The organism is Streptomyces sp. FIT100, assembly GCF_024584805.1.
Lineage (GTDB): Bacteria > Actinomycetota > Actinomycetes > Streptomycetales > Streptomycetaceae > Streptomyces.
Genome location: NZ_CP075715.1, coordinates 4,518,526 through 4,537,076, shown reverse-complemented (window position 1 = coordinate 4,537,076; position 18,551 = coordinate 4,518,526). Strand labels below are relative to the sequence as shown.

15 protein-coding genes and 2 rRNA genes (1 of these 17 running past the window's edge) are annotated in these 18,551 nt (G+C 69.2%); 3 read left to right on the top strand and 14 right to left on the bottom strand.

Annotated features, from left to right (window positions below; all coding sequences use genetic code 11):
* Positions 1–24 precede the first annotated feature (24 nt).
* The 5 genes from KK483_RS20475 to KK483_RS20455 form a co-directional block, all read right to left on the bottom strand.
* The gene (locus KK483_RS20475; RefSeq protein WP_262006655.1) at positions 25–1,692 is read right to left on the bottom strand and encodes a bifunctional uroporphyrinogen-III C-methyltransferase/uroporphyrinogen-III synthase; all 1,668 of its coding nucleotides are present in this window, start codon (positions 1,690–1,692) and stop codon (positions 25–27) included.
* A complete protein-coding gene (hemC, locus tag KK483_RS20470) occupies positions 1,689–2,657 on the bottom strand; it encodes a hydroxymethylbilane synthase (RefSeq protein WP_262006654.1) in 969 nt (322 codons plus the stop codon). The genes KK483_RS20475 and hemC overlap by 4 nt, the downstream gene beginning before the upstream one ends.
* Positions 2,654–4,324 (bottom strand): glutamyl-tRNA reductase, encoded by a 1,671-nt coding sequence (locus KK483_RS20465; RefSeq protein WP_262006653.1) that lies wholly within the window; start codon positions 4,322–4,324, stop codon positions 2,654–2,656. Before KK483_RS20465 ends, hemC begins: the two co-directional genes overlap by 4 nt.
* Positions 4,321–5,238, bottom strand: a complete 918-nt coding sequence (locus tag KK483_RS20460) for a redox-sensing transcriptional repressor Rex (protein WP_262006652.1) — start codon at positions 5,236–5,238, stop codon at positions 4,321–4,323. Before KK483_RS20460 ends, KK483_RS20465 begins: the two co-directional genes overlap by 4 nt.
* A 315-nt stretch (positions 5,239–5,553) precedes the next feature.
* Complete coding sequence (locus KK483_RS20455; protein ID WP_262006651.1) at positions 5,554–5,829, bottom strand: glutaredoxin family protein; 276 nt, start codon at positions 5,827–5,829, stop codon at positions 5,554–5,556.
* Positions 5,830–5,966: 137 nt separating this feature from the next.
* Here KK483_RS20455 and KK483_RS20450 point away from each other — a divergent pair, with 137 nt between their 5' ends.
* The 3 genes from KK483_RS20450 to KK483_RS20440 all read left to right on the top strand — a co-directional run bounded on the left by KK483_RS20450 (position 5,967) and on the right by KK483_RS20440 (position 9,588).
* Positions 5,967–6,914 (top strand): HAD family phosphatase, encoded by a 948-nt coding sequence (locus KK483_RS20450; RefSeq protein WP_262006650.1) that lies wholly within the window; start codon positions 5,967–5,969, stop codon positions 6,912–6,914.
* 395 nt (positions 6,915–7,309) lie between these two features.
* Positions 7,310–8,098: an ECF subfamily RNA polymerase sigma factor, BldN family gene (locus tag KK483_RS20445; RefSeq protein ID WP_262006649.1), complete on the top strand. Its 789-nt coding sequence runs from the start codon at positions 7,310–7,312 to the stop codon at positions 8,096–8,098.
* A 260-nt stretch (positions 8,099–8,358) separates the two neighbouring features.
* Positions 8,359–9,588, top strand: coding sequence for a DUF5667 domain-containing protein (locus tag KK483_RS20440; protein WP_262006648.1), 1,230 nt, complete (start codon positions 8,359–8,361; stop codon positions 9,586–9,588).
* An 87-nt stretch (positions 9,589–9,675) separates the two neighbouring features.
* Here the strand turns inward: KK483_RS20440 and KK483_RS20435 are convergent, their stop codons facing one another.
* From KK483_RS20435 to KK483_RS20395, 9 genes are all read right to left on the bottom strand, one after another.
* Entirely contained in the window at positions 9,676–10,854 is a 1,179-nt protein-coding gene (locus KK483_RS20435; protein ID WP_262006647.1) for a lysophospholipid acyltransferase family protein, read from the bottom strand.
* A 24-nt stretch (positions 10,855–10,878) separates the two neighbouring features.
* Positions 10,879–12,000 (bottom strand): NAD-dependent epimerase/dehydratase family protein, encoded by a 1,122-nt coding sequence (locus KK483_RS20430; protein WP_262006646.1) that lies wholly within the window; start codon positions 11,998–12,000, stop codon positions 10,879–10,881.
* A 214-nt stretch (positions 12,001–12,214) separates the two neighbouring features.
* Complete coding sequence (locus tag KK483_RS20425) at positions 12,215–12,313, bottom strand: 30S ribosomal protein bS22 (RefSeq protein WP_003948845.1); 99 nt, start codon at positions 12,311–12,313, stop codon at positions 12,215–12,217.
* 110 nt (positions 12,314–12,423) lie between these two features.
* Complete coding sequence (locus tag KK483_RS20420; RefSeq protein WP_242329139.1) at positions 12,424–12,636, bottom strand: helix-turn-helix domain-containing protein; 213 nt, start codon at positions 12,634–12,636, stop codon at positions 12,424–12,426.
* 128 nt (positions 12,637–12,764) lie between these two features.
* Positions 12,765–13,580, bottom strand: coding sequence for a phosphatase (locus KK483_RS20415; protein ID WP_262006645.1), 816 nt, complete (start codon positions 13,578–13,580; stop codon positions 12,765–12,767).
* 117 nt (positions 13,581–13,697) lie between these two features.
* A complete protein-coding gene (locus KK483_RS20410) occupies positions 13,698–14,873 on the bottom strand; it encodes an acetoin utilization protein AcuC (RefSeq protein ID WP_262006644.1) in 1,176 nt (391 codons plus the stop codon).
* Positions 14,824–16,050, bottom strand: coding sequence for an MFS transporter (locus tag KK483_RS20405; protein WP_262006643.1), 1,227 nt, complete (start codon positions 16,048–16,050; stop codon positions 14,824–14,826). The genes KK483_RS20410 and KK483_RS20405 overlap by 50 nt, the downstream gene beginning before the upstream one ends.
* A 167-nt stretch (positions 16,051–16,217) precedes the next feature.
* A 5S ribosomal RNA gene (gene rrf, locus KK483_RS20400) occupies positions 16,218–16,334 on the bottom strand.
* 80 nt (positions 16,335–16,414) lie between these two features.
* Positions 16,415–18,551 (bottom strand): 23S ribosomal RNA (locus KK483_RS20395); it runs 982 nt beyond the window's last position.

Sequence of the window (18,551 nt, the reverse complement as noted above, 5' to 3'; positions counted from 1 at the left end):
CCGGAGGCTCCGCGCCCACGTCGCCTACGTGGTGCGGCGTCTCCGGGCGCCCGGCCTGCGCTCGCTGGGGCGGGTGACCGGGTCGCCCGATTCGAGCGCCGCGTCACGGCGGCGGGCGCCGAAGTCCGCCAGGGCCTCCGCCAGCTTGTGCACCGAGGGCTCGGGGGACAGCACGTCCACCCGCAGCCCGTGCTCCTCCGCGGTCTTGGCGGTCGCCGGGCCGATGCACGCGATCACGGTCACGTTGTGCGGCTTCCCGGCGATACCCACCAGGTTGCGCACCGTCGAGGACGACGTGAAGAGAACGGCGTCGAAACCGCCGCCCTTGATCGCCTCACGCGTCTCCGCCGGTGGCGGCGACGCCCGTACGGTCCGGTAGGCGGTGACGTCGTCGACCTCCCAGCCGAGCTCGATGAGCCCCGCCACCAGCGTCTCCGTGGCGATGTCGGCCCGCGGCAGGAACACCCGGTCGATCGGGTCGAAGACCGGGTCGTACGGAGGCCAGTCCTCCAGGAGTCCGGCGGCGCTCTGCTCCCCGCTCGGCACCAGGTCCGGCTTCACACCGAACTCGACCAGCGCCTTCGCGGTCTGCTCGCCCACCGCCGCGACCTTGATGCCGGCGAACGCCCGCGCGTCGAGCCCGTACTCCTCGAACTTCTCCCGCACCGCCTTGACGGCGTTGACGGACGTGAAGGCGATCCACTCGTAGCGGCCCGTGACGAGCCCCTTGACCGCGCGCTCCATCTGCTGCGGCGTCCGCGGCGGCTCGACGGCGATCGTCGGCACCTCGTGCGGCACCGCACCGTACGACCGAAGCTGGTCGGAGAGCGACGCCGCCTGCTCCTTCGTGCGCGGCACGAGCACCTTCCAGCCGAACAGCGGCTTGGACTCGAACCACGCGAGCTGCTCACGCTGAGCCGCGGCGCTGCGCTCGCCGACCACGGCTATGGCGGGCCGGTGGCCCTCGGGCGACGGCAGCACCTTCGTCTGCTTGAAGATCTGCGCGATCGTCCCGAGCGTCGCCGTCCACGTCCGCTGCCGCGTCGTCGTACCGGCGACGGTCACCGTCAGCGGGGTGTCGGGCTTGCGTCCGGCGGACACCAGCTCACCCGCCGCGGCCGCCACCGCGTCCAGCGTGGTCGACACGACGACCGTGCCGTCCGACGCCCCGACCTCGGTCCAGCACCGGTCGTCGGCGGTCCGGGCGTCGATGAAGCGCACATCGGTGCCCTGCGCGTCGCGCAGCGGCACACCCGCGTACGCGGGCACGCCCACAACGGTGGCGACACCGGGCACGACCTCGAACGGAATGCCCTCCGCCGCGCAGGCGAGCATCTCCTGACCTGCGTTGCCGTCCAGACCGGGATCACCGCCCACCGCACGGACGACCCGCTTGCCGCCCCGTGCGGCCTCCATGACAAGATTGGTCGCGTCCCTCAACACAGGGACCCCGACGGGCGTTGACACGTCGTCAACTACCGTCAGCTCAGGCGTGCTCACGCCGGCCCGCGCATGGCCGCGCACGACCTCGAGGACATCGGGCTCGGCGATCAGCACGTCCGCGCCCGCCAGCGCCTCCACGGCGCGCAGCGTCAGCAGCCCCGGGTCGCCGGGACCGGCGCCGAGGAAGGTGACGTGCCCTGATGCGGAGAACGCGGAAGAGGCAGAGGTGGCAGTGGTGGTGGGGCTCAAAGTGCTCGCTCCCCCATAAGACCGGCCGCACCCTTGGCGAGCATCTCGGTCGCGAGTTCGCGTCCGAGCGCCACCGCGTCGTCGTGCGACGTGGGTACGGGACCGGTGGTGGACAGCTGCACCAACGTAGAGCCGTCGGTCGTACCGACGACACCCCGCAGGCGCATCTCATGAACAACCTGTCCGTCGGCCAGCAGGTCGGCCAGCGCACCCACAGGTGCGCTGCAGCCGGCCTCCAGGGCGGCGAGCAGGGAGCGCTCGGCGATCACGGCGGCCCGGGTGTGCGGGTCGTCGAGCTCGGCGAGCGCAGCGGTGAGCTCGGCATCGGCCGAAAGACACTCCACCGCCAGTGCCCCCTGGCCGGGGGCGGGCAGCACCGCGTCGACCGACAGGAAGTCGGTCACGTCCTCGGTCCTGCCGATACGGTTCAGCCCGGCCGCGGCAAGCACCACGGCGTCCAGCTCCCCGTTGCGGACGTATCCGACGCGGGTGTCGATGTTCCCGCGGATCGGGACGGTCTCGATCTGCAGCCCGTGCGAGCGCGCGTACGCGTTCAGCTGGGCCATCCGCCGCGGCGAGCCGGTGCCGACCCGGGCGCCGTGCGGCAGCCGGTCGAGCGTCAGGCCGTCCCGGGCGACGAGCACGTCACGCGGGTCCTCGCGGCGCGGAATCGCGGCCAGCACCAACTCGGCGGGCTGCGTGGTCGGCAGGTCCTTCAGCGAGTGCACCGCGAAGTCCACCTCACCGGCGACGAGCGCGTCGCGCAGCGCGGTGACGAACACCCCGGTGCCGCCGATCTGCGCCAGGTGCTCCCGGGAGGTGTCACCGTACGTGGTGATCTCGACGAGCTCGACGGGACGGCCGGTGGCCCGGGTCACCGCCTCCGCCACACGCCCGGACTGGGCCATGGCGAGCTTGCTGCGCCTGGTCCCCAGCCTCAAAGCCTTCTCGGCCCTCTCGGTCATACCCGCCCTCGGTTCTTGACGTCGGCGTCGTTCAGGTCGGCCCGGCTGACGGATGCGACCGTCTCCGGGTCGAGGTCGAAGAGTGTCCGCAGCGCGTCCGCGTACCCGGCGCCGCCCGGCTCGGCCGCGAGCTGCTTGATCCGGACCGTGGGCGCGTGCAGCAGCTTGTCGACCACACGGCGCACGGTCTGGGTGATCTCGGCGCGCTGCTTCTCGTCCAGGTCCGGAAGCCGGCCCTCGAGCCGCGCGACCTCGCCCGCCACCACATCGGCGGCCATCGTGCGCAGCGCGACGACGGTCGGCGTGATGTGGGCGGCGCGCTGCGCGGCGCCGAATGCGGCGACCTCGTCGGAGACGATCGTGCGCACCTGGTCGACGTCGGCGGCCATCGGGGCGTCCGCGGACGCCTCGGCGAGCGACTCGATGTCGACGAGCCGGACGCCGGGGATCCGGTGCACGGCGGCGTCGATGTCACGGGGCATGGCCAGGTCGAGCAGAGCGAGGCGCACCGGTCCCGTGTCCCCCGCGGAAGCGGGGACCGTACGCCGCCCGGGGGCGCCGCGGCGGTCGGCCGCCGCGTTCTCCACCCAGGCGCCGTGCAGGCCCATGTCGTCCGCGTCGACCGCGGCTCCCGATGCCCTGTCGTCGAGCCCGACCGGGCAGCCGTCGTCGGCGGGGTCGGCGAGCACGGCGGGGTTCTCGGCCACGCGGTCGAATCCGGCGAGCCGCGCGATGATCTCGGCGTCCTCGGTGATGCCGGCCTGGTCCGAGCCCTCGTGGGCGGCCGCTTCGGCCAGGGCCGCCTCCGCGGCGCCGAGCGCCTCCCGGCCGCCGGGCACGGCCTCCGCCACGGCCTGGCCGGTCAGGACGAGCCCGGTCGCACCGGTGCAGGACACCACGATGTCGACTCGTGTCAGTTCCGCGCCGATCGCGTCCATGGACACGGCACGCGAGGCGACCCCGGCGGCGCCCGCCTCGGTCAGGATCTGCACGAGCCGGTCCGCACGGGCCTGCGTACGGTTGGCGACGACGACCTCGGCGACCCCGGCGCGCGCGAGCGTGGCCGCGGCGAGCGAGGACATCGAACCGGCGCCGATGACCAGCGCCCGCTTGCCGCGTGCCCACTCGTCCACCGGCAGGCCCTGAGAGAGCTGCTCCAGGCCGAAGGTGACGAGCGACTGTCCCGCCCGGTCGATCCCGGTCTCGCTGTGGGCGCGCTTGCCGACCCGCAGCGCCTGCTGGAAGAGGTCGTTCAGCAGCCGGCCCGCGGTGTGCTGGTCCTGCCCGAGCGCGAGCGTGTCCTTGATCTGGCCGAGGATCTGGCCCTCGCCGACGACCATCGAGTCGAGGCCGCAGGCCACCGAGAAGAGGTGGTGGACGGCCCGGTCCTCGTAGTGCACGTACAGATACGGAGTGAGTTCCTCCAGCCCGACGCCGCTGTGCTGGGCGAGCAGCGTGGACAGCTCGGCGACACCGGCGTGGAACTTGTCGACGTCGGCGTACAGCTCGATGCGGTTGCAGGTGGCGAGGACGGCCGCCTCGGCCGCGGGCTCCGCGGCGAGCGTGTCCTGAAGCAGCTTGGTCTGGGTGTCAGCGGTCAGCGACGCCCGCTCCAGCACGCTGACCGGGGCGCTGCGGTGACTCAGTCCGACGACGAGGAGGCTCATGCCGGCATCACGGCGGGGACGTCCCCGTCGGGTCCTTTCCGGCCGGCGCCCGCACTCGCGGCAGCGGCGGCTCCCGCACCGGTTCCGGTTCCTGCGGCGGCCGCGGGCGCGGCCGTCGTGGCACCGGCGGCCGCGGGCGCGGCCGCAGGGGCCGCGGCGGAGACGCCCGAGCCCGTGGCCACGGCGGCAGCCGTGGCCGAGCCGGCGCCGGGTGCTCCCACCGGCGGCAGGGCGGCGTCCGCCTCCGACTCCTCGCCGGCCTTGCGCTGCTCGTGGAAGGCGAGGATCTGCAGCTCGATAGAGAGGTCGACCTTGCGGACGTCGACGCCGTCCGGGACCGACAGCACGGTCGGCGCGAAGTTGAGGATGGAGGTGACACCGGCGGCGACCAGCCGCTCGCACACCTGCTGGGCGGCTCCGGCGGGGGTCGCGATGACCCCGATGGAGACGCCGTTGTCCGAGATGATCTTCTCCAGCTCGTCCGTGTGCTGGACCGGGATCCCCGCGACGGGCTTGCCCGCCATCGCCGGGTCGGCGTCGATCAGCGCGGCGACGCGGAAGCCGCGGGAGGCGAAGCCGCCGTAGTTGGCGAGCGCGGCGCCGAGGTTACCGATACCGACGATCACGACCGGCCAGTCCTGGGTGAGGCCGAGTTCGCGGGAGATCTGGTAGACGAGGTACTCGACGTCGTAGCCGACGCCCCGGGTGCCGTACGAGCCGAGGTACGAGAAGTCCTTCCGCAGCTTCGCGGAGTTGACCCCGGCCGCGGCCGCGAGCTCCTCGGAGGAGACCGTCGGCACGGAACGCTCCGACAGCGCGGTCAGTGCGCGCAGATACAGCGGAAGCCGGGCGACGGTGGCCTCGGGGATTCCTCGGCTACGAGTCGCCGGTCGGTGAGTTCGGCCAGTTGCCACGGTGCTCCTGCGGGATGAGCGAGGCTGCAGGCGGCCGTACGTCCCAGGACCGCCCCGTCGAATGCAGGCTATGTCTTTGTGAACGCGTGCACAAAGATGGTGTCCGCTTTGTCCGAGCAAAGTGACCGGGGTCACGCAGGTCGGAGCCGTGATTCCGGAACCGCGGGCGGGTCCCGTCCGTTGCAAACCCGAAGGGGGCAAAGCGGTACACACTCCTCACGTCCTCGCCCCCGAGACCCCAACAAAACGCCCACGATGGTAACCGCCTTTCGGGTCCACACCCCAGCTCGCGCCCGGACCGCGGGGCCCCTGCGCTCAGGCCATGAGCTCGCGGCGCAGCCGGCCTGCGTCGACGCGCCAGAAGGTGTGCTGTTCACCATCCACCAGGACGACCGGAATCTGCTCCCAGTAGGCCTTGTGCAGTTCCTCGTCCTGGGTGATGTCCTTCTCCTCCCACGCGGCGCCGGTCTCGGCGCACACCTCCTCGATCACGGCCCGGGCGTCGTCGCAGAGATGACACCCGGGCTTTCCGATCAAGGTCACGACCCGTTCGCCGGCCTTCTTCTTCGTGCGCCGCAGCAGAGGACTCATGCCCCCCATTCTCCGCCCCCTCGGCCGGGCCCATCCCGTGCCCGAACGGCCGGGTTTAACAATCCGGCCGCCCAGAGTTCACGCCATGGCATCCCCGTGAGTCGGGAAGTTCCGAACTGACTGGCTATGCTCACGCCATGGCCGCACTGGGATGGCTCACCCCCCGTAGGCGCTCCGCCACCGCCCGGAGCGTCCTCGCCGGCGAGGCCGCCGCCGAGGCAGCCCGCAAGACCTCGATGCAGTTCGACGCCGAGGCCGAGGACCGGGACGCCGGCGAGGCGAAGAAGAAGGAGCCGGACTTCCCCGTCGTCGGGGACGTCCGGGCCGCAGCCTTCTTCGACCTCGACAACACCGTCATGCAGGGCGCCGCGATCTTCCACTTCGGACGGGGCCTGTACAAGCGGAAGTTCTTCCAGCGCCGCGAGCTGGCGAGGTTCGCCTGGCAGCAGACCTGGTTCCGGCTCGCCGGCGTCGAGGACCCGGACCACATGCAGGACGTCCGCGAGTCCGCCCTCTCCATCGTCAAGGGACACCGCGTCTCCGAGCTGATGTCCATCGGCGAGGAGATCTACGACGAGTACATGGCCGACCGCATCTGGCCCGGCACACGCGCCCTCGCCCAGGCCCACCTCGACGCGGGCCAGAAGGTCTGGCTGGTCACCGCGGCACCCGTCGAGACCGCGACCATCATCGCCCGCAGGCTCGGCCTGACCGGTGCGCTCGGCACCGTGGCCGAGTCGGTCGACGGCGTCTACACCGGCAAGCTCGTCGGGGAGCCGCTGCACGGCCCGGCGAAGGCCGAGGCGGTGCGCGCCCTGGCGGCGGCCGAGAACCTGGACCTGGCCCGCTGCGCGGCGTACAGCGACTCGCACAACGACATCCCGATGCTCTCCCTGGTCGGGCATCCGTACGCGATCAATCCGGACACCAAGCTGCGCAAGCACGCGCGGGAGCGCGACTGGCGGCTGCGCGACTACCGCACCGGCCGCAAGGCGGCCAAGGTCGGCATCCCGGCCGCCGCGGGCGTGGGCGCACTGGCGGGCGGCACTGCCGCGGCAGTGGCCCTGCACCGCCGCCGCCGCTGACGTACGCCTCGCCGCTGCCGTACACCCCGTCGTAGGTCTGTGCGAGCGGGTGGCTCACCTTCCCGCGTCTTCCCGCACACGGAAGCGACACGCCGCATTCCGGCCCTCCTACCCGCCCGCGTCCCCCGCCAGTCCGGATACGGGCACATGAGCACAACCCATCACGGGCCGAAACAGACCACGAAGTAATCCGATCAGCAATCGATCACAATCTGCTACTTGATCCGCCGCTTTGCCGTAACAGAAGCGACGGAATCGATGATTTGAGCAACTGGGTGTAGCACTGCCTGTACGAAGCGTTATTCTCCTCAGACGCATTAAGGACCCCACACGTCGCCACGACGAGTGAACGGTCCCGCACTGCTCGTGATGGAAGCTCTGCCTCTGGGAGTCCCGTGTACCCACACGTCGGGGTTGACGCCTCGGGCCTGGCTACGCTGCGCGCAACGGTCCTCGACCACTTGCGCGGCTTCGTCCCCACCGCGTACGCCGTCCCCGCTTTCGCCGCGCCGAGCCCTGCCGCCCTCGGCCCTGCCGGCCCCTGCTACGCCCTGGCGGACGGCGGCGCGGCAGTGGGAAGACGGGGTGGCCGCGCGGGCACCTCGACCACCGCCCGCCGACCGAGCGCGGACAGCGACAGCGCCCGCATGATGGAGCTCGTCGAGCGCGCCCAGGCGGGCGAGGCCGAGGCCTTCGGCCGCCTCTACGACCAGTACAGCGACACGGTCTACCGCTACATCTACTACCGCGTCGGCGGTAAGGCGACGGCGGAGGATCTCACCAGTGAGACCTTCCTGCGCGCCCTGCGCCGCATCTCCACCTTCACCTGGCAGGGCCGCGACTTCGGAGCGTGGCTGGTCACCATCGCCCGCAATCTGGTCGCCGACCATTTCAAGTCGAGCCGTTTCCGACTGGAAGTGACCACCGGCGAGATGCTCGACGCCAACGAGGTCGAGCGCAGCCCCGAGGATTCGGTGCTCGAGTCGCTCTCGAACGCGGCGCTGCTGGAGGCCGTCCGCAAGCTCAATCCGCAGCAGCAGGAATGCGTCACGCTGCGCTTCCTGCAAGGGCTGTCGGTGGCCGAGACCGCCCGAGTGATGGGCAAGAACGAAGGTGCGATCAAGACCCTGCAATACCGTGCCGTCCGAACTCTGGCGAGACTTCTCCCCGACGATGCCCGCTGACCCACCGGCCCCCCACGCGAACCAGCCCCCCACGCTGTCCTGTACCTCCAACTCACCCATCGTGAGCGGCTGATGACGCACTGGTCCGATCATCCTTCGCGCGTAACCCAACTGCCGAACCGCTCGTTGTGCGGAATGCAGGCTCCCTGTGGTCACGCCATGCCCGCGGCTCATCACTCTTTCGTGTGGATGTGCTCAAGGTGTGCAACCTTCCGGACCTCCCGGGGAGTCGACCGTCATGACGAGAGGAGGTGCCGCCAGTGATCGCGAACGTTTCGGCACACCGGCGGGCGAACGCCTTCGCCCAGGCCCTGGAGGATCAGACGCTCCGGGGCGCGGCGGCCGAGCAGCCCGAGGATTCGGCCGAACCGGCCGAACAGGGGCGGCTGTTGGCCCTGGCGAACGGCCTCGGTGAGCTGCCGAAGCCCGAGTTGGACCCCGAGGTCAAAGTGGTGCAGCGAGCCCAGCTCGTCGCCGCCATGGAGGCCATGTTCCGCGAGGGCACGGCCCCTGAAGGGGGTGCGTCCCGGGGCCCCACCGTCCCGGACCAACGACGCACCTCCGGCCGCGGCGCCCACCGGGCGTCCCCGCTCCGGAAACTGCGCCCGCGTTCCCGCTGGTCCAAGGGCATCGCTGCCGGCGGGCTCACCGTGGGCGTGGCCGCGGGGGCCTTCGGCGGGGTGGCCGCCGCCAGTTCGGACGCGCTCCCGGGTGACTCGCTCTACGGGCTGAAGCGGGGCATGGAGGACCTCAAGCTCGGCATGGCCGACGACGACGCGGACCGTGGCGGGCTCTACCTCGACCAGGCGTCGACCAGGCTCAGCGAGGCCCGCAGACTCATGGAGCGCGGCCGGGCCGGCGAGCTGGACCACGAGTCGCTCGGCGAGGTCCGGCGCGCCCTGACCGCGGTGCGCCACGACGCCGGCGAGGGCCACCGGCTGCTCCACCAGGCGTACGAACGGGACGGCTCGCTCGGCCCCATCGCGACCCTGTCCTCGTTCTCCCGCTCCCACCGAGACATGTGGAACGGGCTGCGGGACCGGCTCCCGCAGCAGCTCACCGACGTCAGCGACGAGGTGAACTCGGTCTTCGACGCCATAGACCAGGAGGTCCGGCCGCTCCAGTCGCTGCTGCCCGCCACTCCCGAGAAGGGGAGCGACGGCCCACAGCAGCCCGGCTCGTCCCCCGGGAGCTCCAGCAGCTCATCCGGTTCGTTCGGTACGGACCACCCGTCGGCGTCCGCGCCGGCGGCGGGCAGCACGGTCCCCGGCAGTCAGCCCCACCCGTCCGGCTCGGGCGCGGCGGAGGACGACGGTCTGCTCGGAGGCAACACGGGCGGCCTGCTCGACCCGCCGCAGAACAGCGCGTCGCCGTCGCTCCCGGTCGGCCAGGGCACAGCGGCCCCCACGCCGGACATCACGATCCCGCCGCTGCTGCCGGGGCTGCTCCCCGGCTTCGGAATCGATACGCACGACGACAACGACGACTAGGTCCGTACTCCGTACACAGCTGACGGAAGGGAGGTGGGGATACGCCCGGGAGCGTATCCCCACCTCCCTTCTCCCTTCCTGGGCCCGTCAGAAGAACACGGACCGCCGCTGCACCAGCAGCTTGTACAGCGTGTGCTGGATCTGCTCGCGCACCTGATCGGTCAGGTTGAACATCAGCATCGGGTCCTCCGCCGCCTCCGGCGGATAGCCGTCCGTCGGGATCGGCTCCCCGAACTGGATCGTCCACTTCGTCGGCAGCGGCACCGCCCCGAGCGGCCCCAGCCAGGGGAAGGTCGGTGTGATCGGGAAGTACGGGAACCCCAGCACGCGCGCGAGCGTTTTCGCGTTACCGATCATCGGGTAGATCTCCTCCGCCCCGACGATCGAGCACGGCACGATCGGTACGCCCGCCCGAAGCGCCGTGGAGACGAAGCCTCCCCGCCCGAAGCGCTGGAGCTTGTAGCGCTCGCTGAAGGGCTTCCCGATGCCCTTGAAGCCCTCGGGCATCACCCCGACGACCTCACCCTGCTGAAGCAGCCGCTCCGCGTCCTCCGAGCAGGCGAGCGTGTGACCGGCCTTCCGCGCCAGTTCGTTTATCACCGGCAGCACGAAGACCAGGTCCGCGGCGAGCAGCCGCAGATGGCGGTCCGCGGGGTGATTGTCGTGCACAGCGACCTGCATCATCAGCCCGTCGAGCGGCAGCGTCCCGGAGTGGTTGGCCACCACGAGCGCCCCGCCGTGCGACGGGATGTTCTCGATGCCCTTGACCTCGACCCTGAAGTACTTGTCGTACAGGGGGCGCACGAGCGACATGAGCACCTGGTCGGTGAGCTCCTTGTCGTAGCCGAACTCGTCGACCTCGTAGTCCCCGGTGAGCCGGCGCCGCAGGAACGACAGACCGCCCGCGATACGCCGGTCCCAGTTGCCCCGGCCGGACTCGCCGCCCGTCTCCTGCATACCTGAATCACGCGCCTCGTCCGGCTGCTCCTCGCCGTGCTCATGGCCCTGGCCCGATGCACCCCACACCGGGGCGGCACCCTCGCGCGCGGCGCGGGCGCTCGTGGGGGATGCCGTGCCGCTGCCCACCGCACCGGGCAGCTCTCTGTCAGGTTGTCCGGGCACCGCGCCGACCGGCACCTCGCGCACCGCAACGGCGTCGGCAGAGGTCTTGCGCCTGCCTGCCCCCGAGCGTCGCCGCAACGGACGCTGCGACGCGCCCGCACGTGACCGGTCGTCGTCGAACGGAATGACCTTGGCGTCCGCCATTGTTGCTTGCGCTCCTTATCCGGCTTATCCGGCGCTGTGAGTGCTGGTCGAGGCAGGACGCGCCGCGGTGTCCGCCGCCGTGTCCGCCGTGCCGTCCGCACTGCGCTTTCCGCAGCCCGCCGCCTCGGGCAGTGCGGCGATCTTGTCCACCGCTCTGGCCACGGCCTCCGGTGGCAGCAGCCCGGGCGCGCGGCTGTGCGCGAACTCCGCGAAGGTCTCCGCGGTCGTGTGCGCGGGGGTGAAGCCGAGCGTCTCGCGCATCTGGACCGTGCTCACCACCCGCCCATGGGTGAGCAGCCGGATCTGCTCGGGGGAGAAGTCGGTGACGCCGACCGTACGCAGCGCGGAGCCGACCCAGGTGACGGCCGGCAGCAGCACCGGCACCGTCGGACGGCCCAGCCGCCGGGAGCACTGCGACAGCAGCAGCACCCCGTCGCCCGCGACATTGAACGTGCCGCTGTTGAGGGTTCCGCGGCGCGGCTCGTGGGAGGCGATCCGCAGGACGTCGATGACGTCGTCCTCGTGGACGAACTGGAGCCGCGGGTCGTATCCGAAGACCGTCGGCAGGACCGGCAGCGAGAAGTAGTCGGCGAGCGGGGAGTCGGCGCGCGGTCCGAGGATGTTCGCGAACCGCAGCACGCACACCGCCACGTCCGGCCTGCGGCGGGCGAAGCCGCGTACGTACCCCTCCACCTCCACCGCGTCCTTGGCGAAGCCGCCGCTGGGGAGGGACTTGGGCGGGGTGGTCTCGGTGAACACGGCCGGGTCGCGGGGAGCGGAGCCGTACACGCTCGTACTGGACTTGACGACGAGCCGCTGGACGGTCGGCGACTTCTGGCAGGCACCGAGCAGCTGCATGGTGCCGATGACGTTGGTCTCCTTGACCGAGGCCCTGCCGCCCGATCCCAGTGGTGTGCCGGTGACGTCCATGTGGACGACGGTGTCGACACCGTGCTCGGCCAGCACACGCGCTATGGCCGGCTGCCGGATGTCCGCGCGGACGAAGTCGGCGCCGCCGAGTCCGTGCTCCGGGGTCACCGCGTCGACGCCGACCACCCGGTCCACTTCGGGGTCCCGCTGGATGCGACGGACGAAGCGGCCCCCGAGCTGCCGGGCCACACCGGTGACGAGCACGACCTTGCCCAAGATCAGCGCCTTCCGTTCGGTTCTCCCCTAGGCGTCACCGTAGCGGGTTGATGTTGCGCTGTGATGACCGCAGGACAGTCTTCACGGCTCATTGCCCCCAACGCCGTACGACGCACCGCGGAACGGACTCCGGAATGGACGGCCCCGAAACGCACCGCGGCCCTTCCACCGGAATACCGGTGGAAGGGCCGCGCCGTTCACGGACAGCCGCCGCTTACTTCTTGTTGCGACGCTGAACACGCGTGCGCTTGAGCAGCTTGCGGTGCTTCTTCTTAGCCATCCGCTTGCGCCGCTTCTTGATAACAGAGCCCACGACTACCCTCGCTCACTTCTCTTCACTCGGTGCGGGGCGTCTGGGCCCACACGACCTACGTCGGCCTAGCCTACCGGCCCGAGCTCCGAGCTCGTAATCCGAGGGGTGCCTCAGGCGGACTCGACCCCCACAAAGGACTCGCGGAGGTACTCGTGAACCGCTTGCTCCGGAACCCGGAAGGACCTTCCCACCCGGATGGCCGGCAGATGACCGCTGTGCACCAAGCGGTACACGGTCATCTTCGACACGCGCATCACCGAGGCGACTTCCGCCACGGTCAGGAACTTGACCTCGTTGAGAGGCCTCTCGCCAGCAGCAGCCATGACCCACCTGTACCTTCCGCACGCGACGCACACCGGCTTCCCCTCCGGTGACTCTTCGTCGCTGTGCGCTCACTCCCCAGACTAGGGGCGGGTGATGCGAGTGGGGAAGAGGAGCAGCCATCGGCCGTCTACTGTGACAGACACGCTCGATTGATTACATAGCGAGTTAGCGGCCGGTAGTAATCGGACCGCACGGCGTCATCAAGCGGAACGGTGACCGCTACGCGCCCCTCGGCCTCGCCGACGAACAGCGCCGGGTCGTCCGTATCGGCCAGCCCTATGGCGTCGAACCCCAGCTGACCTGCCCCGCAGACCCAGCCGTGGTCCCCCACGACCAGCGCGGGCAGCGGCAAGCCGGCCTCGGCCAGCCCGTCCAGTGCGACCCGAATCGGTAGGGGTGAGTGGGTATGTACGCCGGCATGGTGGGCGGGGTCCGCCGCCCCGGGCTCCCGTATCAGCGCGACCCGTCGTACGTAGTCGAGGTGGTACGTACGTACGCCGAACCGGGTCGTTATGTCGACACATCGCCCCTGCGCCGGTGTGAGTACGGGACAGCCCGCCGCCGACAATGCGTCTGCCAGCTCGGCGTAGAACCCGAGCAGCCGATGCGGGTGCCCGGTCCCGAACAGCACCGGAGCCTGCCGCCCGGCCGCATCTCCGAGCCGCTCTGCGAACGCGTCGAGCCCGCTCAACGTCCTCTCGGGGTCGATCACATCCGGCCCCGACACATGGCCGGGGTCACCCGAAACCCCGCACTTGTCGGCCATCAACGCGATCAAGTCCCGCTCGTCCCACGCCCATTCGGGATCGAGCCCGAGCATCACCCGCGGATCCCGCGCCGCGAACAGCCGATAGCTGCGCAGACTCTCCTCCCTGGACGTGGCCACGGGCCCCGCCAGCCTCGACGCCAACAAATGCGCCCGCAACGCTCCCCTGCTCACCACGTGCCGATGCTCCCGCACCCCCGCAGCGAGCGAGCCAAAACCCCGGCAAATGCGCACAGTTGGCGTAATCAAGAGCCTCTCCGAGGCGTCCGGCGGAGCGCAGCGACCCTGCGTCCGCTACGCCAGCAACCCCCGCAGCGGAAACACGGCCCGCCTCGTCGCCCGCACCGCCTGGTCCAGCCGGTCCGCCGGGTCGTACCCGGACTCCCACGCCCGCCACTGCGGCGTCCGCCCGTCCGTCATCCGCCCGGGCCCCAACTGCCGCGTACGCGCGTACACCTCATCGCGCCATGCCGACGGAACCTCCGACTCCGGGTCCACCGGCGCATGCCCCGCGATCCCCACGAGGTGCGTCCACGACCGCGGCACAACATCCACCACGGCGTACCCCCCGCCGCCGAGCGCCACCCAGCGCCCGCCTTCGACGCACTCATGCGCGAGCGCGTGGCACGCCTCCTGCACCAGCCGCTGCGCATCCAGCGACACCGCCAGATGCGCCAGCGGGTCCTCGAAGTGCGTGTCCGCCCCGTGCTGTGTCACCAGCACCTGCGGCCGGAAATCCGCCAGCAGCTCCGGCACCACCGCGTGGAACGCCCGCAGCCACCCCTCGTCGCCCGTCCCCGCAGGCAGCGCCACATTGACGGCCGAGCCCTCCCCCGGCCCCGAGCCGCCCGTCTCCTCCGGCCATCCCGTTCCCGGAAACAGCAGGCTCGGGTGCTCGTGCAGCGAGATCGTCAGCACCCTCGGGTCGTCCCAGAACGCCGCCTGCACCCCGTCCCCGTGATGCACGTCGACGTCCACGTACGCGACCCGCTCCGCCCCCAGCTCCAGCAGCCGCGCGATCGCCAACGACGCGTCGTTGTAGATGCAGAACCCCGACGCGGCGCCCGGCATCGCATGATGCAGCCCGCCCGCGAAGTTCACCGCGTGCTCGGCCTCCCCCCGCCACACGGCCTCCGCCGCCCCCACGGACTGGCCCGCGATCAGCGCGGACGCCTCGTGCATACCGGCGAAGGCCGGGTCGTCCATCGTCCCCAGCCCGTACGTCTGGTCCGCCGCCCTCGGGTTCTCGGACGCCGCACGCACGGCGGCCACATAGTCCTCGCGGTGGACCAGCCGCAGCGTCGACTCCCCGGCCGGCTTCGCCGCCACCACGTCCACCGAGCGGTCCAGCCCGTACGCCCGCACCAACCCCATGGTCAGCGCAAGCCGTACGGGATCCATCGGATGGTCGGGCCCGAAGTCATACCTCGTTACCGCTTCGTCCCACATCAACAGTGCGCGGCCGCTCATGCACGCCACCGTATCGGTCGGACTCCGTCGCGAACGACCGGGCATACACGAGCGTCACCAGGACCAGCACCATCGGGACGAGCATCGCGCCCCGGTAGCTCCACGCGTCCCCGAGCGCGCCGACGAGCGGCGACCCGATCACGAACCCCACGTAGTTGAAGACATTCACCCGGGCCACGGCCACATCACTCGCCGCCCCGGGAAACGCCCGCCCCGCCGCCGCGAACGTCTGCGGCACGATCACGCACAGCCCGAGCCCCAGCAGCGTGAACCCCCCGAGCCCCACCCATGCGCCCGGTGCCACCGCCACCACCGCGAACCCGCCCGCGGCCAGCACCGTCCCGCACCGCACGACCGCGACCGCCCCGAAGCGCCGCACCCCGAGATCCCCCACGGCACGCCCGAGCAGCGTCGTCACCATGTAGGCGTTGTAGGGGACGGTCGCCAGCTCCTCCGAGCTGCCCAGTACGTCCTGGAGGTACTTCGCGCTCCAGTTGGAGACGGTCGAGTCCCCGATGTACGCGAACGTCATCACCAGACACAGTGGGAGCAACACCGAGAACGCGACCGCCGGAGCCCGCGGCCCCTCCTCCAGACCCGCCCGGCCCTCCCGGCGCTCCGCGTCCACGTACCACCGGCTCCCGACGAGCGCGGCCGGCAGCAGCACCGCCACCGCCGGCAGATACGACACCACCAGCGCCAGATCCCAGTGCGCCCCCGCCCACGCGAGCGACGCCCCCACGATCCCGCCCAGGCTGTACGTGGCGTGAAAGCCGAGCATGATGCTGCGCCCGTACGCCTGCTGGAGGCTCACCCCGAGCATGTTCATGGACGCGTCCAGCGCACCGACGGCCAGCCCGAACGCCCCCAGGGCGAGCGCCAGCTGCCACATCTCCGCACCGGCACCGACCGCCAGCAGCGCCAGCAGCACCACGGGCTGCGACCACCTCAGCACGACCCCTGGCCGCACACGCGCCACAAGCTTCTCGGTCGCCACACTGCCGACACCGGCCAGGATCGGCACGGCCGCCAGGAACACCGGCAGCAGGCCGTCGGATATCCCGTACCGGTCCTGAATCGCCGGGATACGGGTCACGAGCAGCGCAAAGGTCACCCCCTGCGCGAAGAAGCCGAACGCCAGTGATCCCCGCCCACGCCGCAACCGCGCATCCGTCATGGCGGCACAGCGTAAGGCCCGCCCCTACCCATGGGTAGACGGATCACACGAGCAATCAGGAGGAACGTCTCCCATGCCCGACCCGGATCCGCGCATACCGCCGCCTTCTCCTCAACGCAAAAAGACCTCAACCCCCGGACGTTGTCCGGGGGTTGAGGTCAATGATTGTTCGGCGGCGTCCTACTCTCCCACAGGGTCCCCCCTGCAGTACCATCGGCGCTGAAAGGCTTAGCTTCCGGGTTCGAAATGTAACCGGGCGTTTCCCTAACGCTATGACCACCGAAACACTATGAAGATATCGAACTACCAGCCAGCAAAAGGCGAGTTCGTTACTTCAGAACTAACACAGTGGACGCGAGCAACTGAGGACAAGCCCTCGGCCTATTAGTACCGGTCAACTCCACCAGTTACCTGGCTTCCATATCCGGCCTATCAACCCAGTCGTCTACTGGGAGCCTTACCCTCTCTAGGAGGTGGGAGTCCTCATCTCGAAGCAGGCTTCCCGCTTAGATGCTTTCAGCGGTTATCCCTCCCGAACGTAGCCAACCAGCCATGCCCTTGGCAGAACAACTGGCACACCAGAGGTTCGTCCGTCCCGGTCCTCTCGTACTAGGGACAGCCCTTCTCAAGACTCCTACGCGCACAGCGGATAGGGACCGAACTGTCTCACGACGTTCTAAACCCAGCTCGCGTACCGCTTTAATGGGCGAACAGCCCAACCCTTGGGACCGACTCCAGCCCCAGGATGCGACGAGCCGACATCGAGGTGCCAAACCATCCCGTCGATATGGACTCTTGGGGAAGATCAGCCTGTTATCCCCGGGGTACCTTTTATCCGTTGAGCGACGGCGCTTCCACAAGCCACCGCCGGATCACTAGTCCCGACTTTCGTCCCTGCTCGACCCGTCGGTCTCACAGTCAAGCTCCCTTGTGCACTTACACTCAACACCTGATTGCCAACCAGGCTGAGGGAACCTTTGGGCGCCTCCGTTACTCTTTAGGAGGCAACCGCCCCAGTTAAACTACCCATCAGACACTGTCCCTGATCCGGATCACGGACCCAGGTTAGACATCCAGCACGACCAGAGTGGTATTTCAACGACGACTCCACAACCACTGGCGTGGCCGCTTCACAGTCTCCCACCTATCCTACACAAGCCGAACCGAACACCAATATCAAACTGTAGTAAAGGTCCCGGGGTCTTTCCGTCCTGCTGCGCGAAACGAGCATCTTTACTCGTAGTGCAATTTCACCGGGCCTATGGTTGAGACAGTCGAGAAGTCGTTACGCCATTCGTGCAGGTCGGAACTTACCCGACAAGGAATTTCGCTACCTTAGGATGGTTATAGTTACCACCGCCGTTTACTGGCGCTTAAGTTCTCAGCTTCGCCCCACCGAAATGGAGCTAACCGGTCCCCTTAACGTTCCAGCACCGGGCAGGCGTCAGTCCGTATACATCGCCTTACGGCTTCGCACGGACCTGTGTTTTTAGTAAACAGTCGCTTCTCGCTGGTCTCTGCGGCCACCCCCAGCTCAGGAAGTAAATTCCCTCACCAGACGTGGCCCCCCTTCTCCCGAAGTTACGGGGGCATTTTGCCGAGTTCCTTAACCATAGTTCACCCGAACGCCTCGGTATTCTCTACCTGACCACCTGAGTCGGTTTAGGGTACGGGCCGCCATGAAACTCGCTAGAGGCTTTTCTCGACAGCATAGGATCATCCACTTCACCACAATCGGCTCGGCATCAGGTCTCAGCCTCAATGTGTGACGGATTTACCTACCACACGGCCTACACCCTTACCCCGGGACAACCACCGCCCGGGCTGGACTACCTTCCTGCGTCACCCCATCACTTACCTACTACCACCTTGGACCGGCGGCTCCACCACTCCGAGATTGTCCGAAGACGCACCCGACGGCTTCACGGCCTTAGCATTAATGGGCTCGATATTGGGCGTTTCAAAGCGGGTACCGGAATATCAACCGGTTGTCCATCGACTACGCCTGTCGGCCTCGCCTTAGGTCCCGACTTACCCTGGGCAGATCAGCTTGACCCAGGAACCCTTAGTCAATCGGCGCACACGTTTCCCACGTGTGTATCGCTACTCATGCCTGCATTCTCACTCGTGAACCGTCCACAACTCGCTTCCACGGCTGCTTCACCCGGCACACGACGCTCCCCTACCCATCACAGTCCCCGTTGGGGGTATGTACTGCAATGACACGACTTCGGCGGTACGCTTGAGCCCCGCTACATTGTCGGCGCGGAATCACTTGACCAGTGAGCTATTACGCACTCTTTCAAGGGTGGCTGCTTCTAAGCCAACCTCCTGGTTGTCTCTGCGACTCCACATCCTTTCCCACTTAGCGTACGCTTAGGGGCCTTAGTCGATGCTCTGGGCTGTTTCCCTCTCGACCATGGAGCTTATCCCCCACAGTCTCACTGCCGCGCTCTCACTTACCGGCATTCGGAGTTTGGCTAAGGTCAGTAACCCGGTAG

Excerpts from the sequence above, each read along its gene's own strand:
- KK483_RS20420 (WP_242329139.1), bottom strand. The coding sequence starts at position 12,636 with ATGGCTGCTGCTGGCGAGAGGCCTCTCAACGAGGTCAAGTTCCTGACC.
- KK483_RS20405 (WP_262006643.1), bottom strand. The coding sequence starts at position 16,050 with ATGACGGATGCGCGGTTGCGGCGTGGGCGGGGATCACTGGCGTTCGGC.
- KK483_RS20450 (WP_262006650.1), top strand. The coding sequence starts at position 5,967 with ATGGCCGCACTGGGATGGCTCACCCCCCGTAGGCGCTCCGCCACCGCC.
- hemC (WP_262006654.1), bottom strand. The coding sequence starts at position 2,657 with ATGACCGAGAGGGCCGAGAAGGCTTTGAGGCTGGGGACCAGGCGCAGC.
- KK483_RS20435 (WP_262006647.1), bottom strand. The coding sequence starts at position 10,854 with ATGGCGGACGCCAAGGTCATTCCGTTCGACGACGACCGGTCACGTGCG.
- KK483_RS20455 (WP_262006651.1), bottom strand. The coding sequence starts at position 5,829 with ATGAGTCCTCTGCTGCGGCGCACGAAGAAGAAGGCCGGCGAACGGGTC.
- KK483_RS20410 (WP_262006644.1), bottom strand. The coding sequence starts at position 14,873 with ATGAGCGGCCGCGCACTGTTGATGTGGGACGAAGCGGTAACGAGGTAT.
- KK483_RS20465 (WP_262006653.1), bottom strand. The coding sequence starts at position 4,324 with ATGAGCCTCCTCGTCGTCGGACTGAGTCACCGCAGCGCCCCGGTCAGC.